Below are 3,771 nucleotides of genomic sequence, written 5' to 3' on the forward strand. Positions count from 1 at the left end.
GCCGGCCACTGAACCCCCCGCGCCCCGCCACCGCACCCGCCGGTGCGCCGGACGCGCCCGCAACAGCCACCGACATCCCCGAGCCGCCCGCGACCGCCTGAACAGCCGTCCCGCAGATCCGCCGCCGCGCGCATCCGCCGCGCAGAAGGAGCCCCGTATGAAGACCGTCGGCCACTGGATCGACAACAAGCCGGTAGACGGCACGTCCGGCAACCACAGCCCGGTCCACAACCCGGCCACCGGCGAGCAGACCACCCGCGTCTCGCTCGCGTCCGTCACCGAGGTGGACACCGCGGTCGCCGCCGCGGCCGCCGCCCACCGGACGTGGAGCCAGACCTCGCTGTCCCGCCGGACGGCGATCCTGTTCAAGTACCGCGAGCTGCTGGACGCGCACCGCGACGAGCTGGCCGCCCTGATCACCGCCGAACACGGCAAGGTGCACTCCGACGCACTCGGTGAGGTCGCCCGCGGCCTGGAGATCGTCGAGCTGGCCTGCGGCATCCCGGAGAAGCTCAAGGGCGAGCTGTCCACCCAGGTCGCCACCCGCGTGGACGTCGCCTCCATCCGGCAGCCGATCGGCGTGGTGGCGGGCATCACGCCGTTCAACTTCCCCGCCATGGTCCCGATGTGGATGTTCCCGCTGGCCGTCGCCTGCGGCAACACCTTCGTGCTCAAGCCCAGCGAGAAGGACCCCTCCGCCCCCTACCGGCTGGCCGAACTCGCCGCCGAGGCCGGACTGCCGCAGGGCGTGCTCAACGTCGTCAACGGCGACAAGGTCGCGGTGGACCGGCTGCTGGAACACCCCGACGTGGCCGCCGTGTCCTTCGTCGGCTCCACCCCCGTCGCCCGCTACATCCAGGCCGGCGCGGTCGCGGCAGGCAAGCGCGTGCAGGCGCTCGGCGGCGCCAAGAACCACATGCTGGTGCTGCCCGACGCCGACCTCGACCACGCCGCCGACAACGCCATCAACGCCGCCTACGGTTCGGCCGGCGAGCGTTGCATGGCCGTCTCGGTGGTGGTCGCGGTCGGCGCCACCGGAGACGAACTGGTCGCCAGGATCGCCGAGCGGGCCAGGGCACTGCGCATCGGACCGGGCGACGACCCGGCCTCCGAGATGGGTCCGCTGATCACCGCCGAGCACCGCGACAAGGTCGCGGGCTACGTGCGCAGCGCCCGCGAACAGGGCGCCGAGGTCGTCGTGGACGGCACCGGACACACCGTCGAGGGCCACGAGCAGGGCTTCTTCATCGGTGTGTCGCTGCTCGACAAGGTGCCCACCGACGCGGACGCCTACCGGGACGAGATCTTCGGCCCGGTGCTGTGCGTCGTGCGGGCCGACACCTACGAGGAGGCCCTGCACCTCATCAACAGCTCCCGCTGGGGCAACGGCACCGCGATCTTCACCCGGGACGGCGGCGCGGCCCGCCGCTTCCAGCTGGAGGTCGAAGCGGGCATGGTCGGCGTCAACGTCCCCATCCCGGTGCCGGTCGGCTACCACTCCTTCGGCGGCTGGAAGGACTCCCTCTTCGGCGACCTGCACGTCTACGGCAACGACGGCATCGCCTTCTACACGCGCGGCAAGGTCATCACCACCCGCTGGCCCGACCCGGCCGACAGCGGCGGCATCAACCTGGGCTTCCCCAGCAACCACTGACGCCCCGCCGCTTCCGGATGCCCGCTCCCTGCCGGATGCCCGCTGGCCTGCAACTCCATGGCCAGCGGGCGCCGACTCCGTCCACGCGACGCGCGGGTGCGCACGGGCGCGTGCGGAGGGCAGTCCCGGCCTTTCAGTCGGCGCCCGGTGGCTGCTGCCGGCAGCGGGGGCAGGCACAGGGCGGCCAGGCGAGCGTCAGCGGCAACCGGCCGTCGCGGGTGGGCCGCGTGGCGGTCCGCGCCACGGTGACGCTGCTGCCGTCCGGCCGGATGCGGTACACGCGCAGGGTCATCACGGTGCCAACTCCTCGGCTAGCGCGTCACGCAGGGCCTCCGCCGCGAAGAGCACCGACAGCGCGTGGCGGACCTCCGCGGTGGTGATGATCCAGGTGCGCCAGCCGTTCGTCCACGTCTTCGGGCCTGTCCTGCCACAGGGGGAGCCGCACGATGCGGCGATGAGTTTTCCCGGCCCGGCCGGTCTACCGTTCGCCAGGTGATCAGAGAGTGCGAAGCAGGAGGAGCGACATGAGCCAGTTGCTGCGGGTCCAGAACTTCACCGTCTCGAGCGACGGGTTCGGCGCCGGCGAGGGCCAGAGCCTCGAGAAGCCCTTCGGCCATGCCGATCCGGGGGACTTGCTCGCCTGGGCCTTTGCCACCGACCACCCACCCATCAACCGCTCCGAACCCGGCGGCCGAGGTCTGGACGACTACTTCACACGGGACTACGCCCGCAACATCGGCGCCGAGATCATGGGCCGCAACAAGTTCGGGCCGCAGCGCGGGCCCTGGCAGGACCACGAGTGGCAGGGCTGGTGGGGTGACGAACCTCCTTTCCACACGCCGGTGTTCGTCATGACGCACCACAAGCGCCCGTCGTTCACGCTCTCCGACACCACGTTCCACTTCGTCGACGGCGACCCGGCCGCGGTGCTCGCCCAGGCGAAGGAGGCAGCGCAGGGCCAGGACGTCCGGCTTGGTGGCGGCGCCACGATCATCCGGCAGTTCCTCGAAGCCGACCTCCTCGACACCTTGCATGTGGCGGTCGCGCCGACGAAGCTCGGCTCCGGGGCCCGGCTGTGGGAGTCCCCCGACGAGCTGCTCGACCGGTTCCACCAGGACGTCGTGCCCAGCCCGAGCGGCGTGACGCACCACCTGTTCTGGCGGAAGTGAGGCCGGACCAGCTGGCCGGCGCGGGCTCCGTCACCGGCGCCCGCGGCCGGTCCCGCGGCGGACTGACCACGAAGCTCCACCTCGCCGCTGACGACCGCTGCCGGCCACTGGACTTTCACCTCACCGCCGGACAGGCCGGAGACGCACCCGCCTTCACCCACGTCGTGGCCCGCCTGCGCGTTCCCCGTCGGCGAGGACGGCCCCGCACCAGACCTGACCCTGGTCCTGGCCGACCAGGCGTACTCCTCCCGCCCGATCCGCGAGCACCTGCGCAAGCGCGGCAACCGGGCAGTGATGCCCGTCCCTCGCCACCACAGCCCGCCGCTCCCGCCCTCGCCCCGGACCGTTCCGTATCCTTGCCGATCATGACTGCAACCGGCCGGGACACCCTCAGGTCCTGGGCGAGGGCGCTGGGCAGCACGGCCCGCTCCGGGGTGCGGGTGGAGCGCGCCTCGCTCACCCCGCTGATCGCGGTGCGGGGCGCCGTCGGAGTGGCGCTGGTGGTCGGCCTGGCCCTGTGGCTGGGTTCACCGGCGCTCGCCGTCTCCTCGGCGTTCGGGGCCTTCGCCTCCGGCATCGCCACCTTCCAGCGCAGCTGGCGGCCCCGGCCCGAACTGGCGCTGGGGGCCGCCGCCGGGCTGTCCGCCAGTGCCTTTCTCGGCTACCTGCTCGCGGAGAGCCCGCCGGCGTTCTTCGCGCTGCTGATCCTGTGGTCCTTCGCGGCCGGCATGGCCTGGGCGGTCGGGCCGGTGTCGGGGGTCGTCGCCGGCTTCACGGTGGCCTGCATGCTGATCGTCGTCACGCTGCCCGGCTCGGTACCCGACGCCGGCCTGCACGCCCTGACCATCGCGCTGGGCGGCGTCGTCCAGGCCGGACTGATCGTGCTGTTCCCGGTCCGCCGCTGGGGCGCCCGCCGGGAGGCGCTGGCCGACGCGCTCGCCGGCGTCG

Annotated in this window: 3 protein-coding genes and 2 pseudogenes; 4 read left to right on the forward strand and 1 reads right to left on the reverse strand. The window is 72.7% G+C overall.

Annotation, left to right across the window (positions count from 1 at the left end):
- The first annotated feature begins 157 nt into the window (after positions 1 to 157).
- Positions 158 to 1,654 carry a CoA-acylating methylmalonate-semialdehyde dehydrogenase gene (locus ACYVE9_RS18785; protein WP_461029047.1) on the forward strand — a complete coding sequence of 499 codons (1,497 nt, stop codon included), beginning with the start codon at positions 158 to 160 and terminating at the stop codon, positions 1,652 to 1,654.
- A gap of 133 nt (positions 1,655 to 1,787) precedes the next feature.
- Here ACYVE9_RS18785 and ACYVE9_RS18790 read toward each other — a convergent pair whose 3' ends face one another.
- Positions 1,788 to 1,946, reverse strand: coding sequence for a hypothetical protein (locus ACYVE9_RS18790; protein WP_461029048.1), 159 nt, complete (start codon positions 1,944 to 1,946; stop codon positions 1,788 to 1,790).
- Between the two features lie 232 nt (positions 1,947 to 2,178).
- Here ACYVE9_RS18790 and ACYVE9_RS18795 point away from each other — a divergent pair, with 232 nt between their 5' ends.
- The 3 genes and pseudogenes from ACYVE9_RS18795 to ACYVE9_RS18805 all read left to right on the forward strand — a co-directional run.
- Positions 2,179 to 2,823, forward strand: coding sequence for a dihydrofolate reductase family protein (locus ACYVE9_RS18795; protein WP_461029049.1), 645 nt, complete (start codon positions 2,179 to 2,181; stop codon positions 2,821 to 2,823).
- 44 nt (positions 2,824 to 2,867) lie between these two features.
- Positions 2,868 to 3,123, forward strand: a pseudogene (locus ACYVE9_RS18800) (transposase); the annotation flags it as partial.
- A gap of 65 nt (positions 3,124 to 3,188) precedes the next feature.
- Positions 3,189 to 3,771, forward strand: a pseudogene (locus ACYVE9_RS18805) (FUSC family protein); the annotation flags it as partial.

The organism is Streptomyces sparsus, from assembly GCF_054776295.1.

What these genes read in the sequence shown, in the direction of transcription:
- ACYVE9_RS18785 (WP_461029047.1), top strand. Translation starts at nt 158, where the DNA reads ATGAAGACCGTCGGCCACTGGATCGACAACAAGCCGGTAGACGGCACG.
- ACYVE9_RS18790 (WP_461029048.1), bottom strand. Translation starts at nt 1,946, where the DNA reads ATGACCCTGCGCGTGTACCGCATCCGGCCGGACGGCAGCAGCGTCACC.
- ACYVE9_RS18795 (WP_461029049.1), top strand. Translation starts at nt 2,179, where the DNA reads ATGAGCCAGTTGCTGCGGGTCCAGAACTTCACCGTCTCGAGCGACGGG.